Source organism: Flavonifractor sp. An4 (assembly GCF_002161755.1).
Lineage (GTDB): Bacteria > Bacillota > Clostridia > Oscillospirales > Oscillospiraceae > Flavonifractor > Flavonifractor avicola.
Map to the genome: position 1 here is coordinate 1 of NZ_NFIL01000107.1, position 1,049 is coordinate 1,049.

At 58.0% G+C, this 1,049-nt stretch carries 3 protein-coding genes; all 3 read left to right on the top strand.

Annotation, left to right across the window (positions count from 1 at the left end; all coding sequences use genetic code 11):
* A partial coding sequence (locus B5F94_RS15905; protein WP_143383342.1) for a putative phage tail protein occupies positions 1 to 320 on the top strand: 320 nt, incomplete at its 5' end.
* Positions 317 to 688 carry a hypothetical protein gene (locus B5F94_RS15910; protein ID WP_087331562.1) on the top strand — a complete coding sequence of 124 codons (372 nt, stop codon included), beginning with the start codon at positions 317 to 319 and terminating at the stop codon, positions 686 to 688. The genes B5F94_RS15905 and B5F94_RS15910, both read left to right, overlap by 4 nt.
* Before the next feature lie 20 nt (positions 689 to 708).
* On the top strand, positions 709 to 963 hold the full coding sequence (locus tag B5F94_RS15915) for a hypothetical protein (protein ID WP_087331564.1): 255 nt from the start codon (positions 709 to 711) through the stop codon (positions 961 to 963).
* Positions 964 to 1,049 lie beyond the last annotated feature (86 nt).

A 1,049-nucleotide genomic window follows, 5' to 3' on the forward strand; every position in this document is an offset into this window, starting at 1 on the left:
CCAGGGTGATCTCCAAGCTGCGGGGACAGGGAACACCCACGGTGGAACTGATCCAGGCGGTGGCTGCCTCTTTTGCAAACGGTCAGGTCGAGGTGGTGGAGCATCAGGACACCTATTGCTTTACGGTGAAGTTTGTTTCTGTCCTGGGAGTCCCACCCAACATTGATGATCTGACGGCGTCCATCAACGAGATCAAGCCAGCACACCTGAGCTTTGTTTATGAGTATCTCTTCCACCAATGGCAGAAACTCAGGGCTTATACATGGGGCCAACTGGCGTCAAAGACATGGAAGGATGTTAGGGAGGGAGAGCTGCCGTGACAAGGACCACGTATTACAACCTCAAAAAGCCAGGGGACAGCGATAATGTTCTGATCTCCGATCTGAATGAGAACATGGATATTCTGGATCAGGCCCTGCACGACATGGATGATCAGGTGGGTCGCCTGTGGAAAACCATCTCATTCACCTCAGGCCAGTGGAGCGGCAACGCACTGCGCATCAAGTCTGGTACACATGGCATGAAAAACGGCTTGCGGGCCTTCCAGCTGTTCCATCAGGTGGATGGGGCCCTCAGCGTAAACACGTGGGCGGTCAGATGCACGGATGTGACTTACGAAAGCTCCACCGGAGACCTCGTCCTGAAGTGTGAGGATGCATACGCCGGTCAGATCTGTGTTTTGGTGTAGGCAGGAGGTCGTATGATGTCATGAAATCGCTGAGCGAATTGGCGGACGATTACCGGGAGGCGGCGGTCCGGCTGCGGCTGGCCATTGAGGACCGGCAGGCGCAGGCTGTCCGTGGGGACTCTGCCGCCGCCCGGGAGCTGGGACTCCTGCGTCAGATGCTGGGAGAGATGCGGGACCTGCGGCAGCTCACCCAGGGGTACTACACCCGGCCCAGGGACGGCACGTATACCACGTCAGACCTCCGGGCGCCCCGGACGGATATGAGTAAAAAATGAGCCGGGCCAGGGAGATCAAAGCCCAGGCCAAGGCCCTGCGGGAACAAAAGACCGCCCTTCAGGCCAAGCTGGAGGGCGTACAAGGC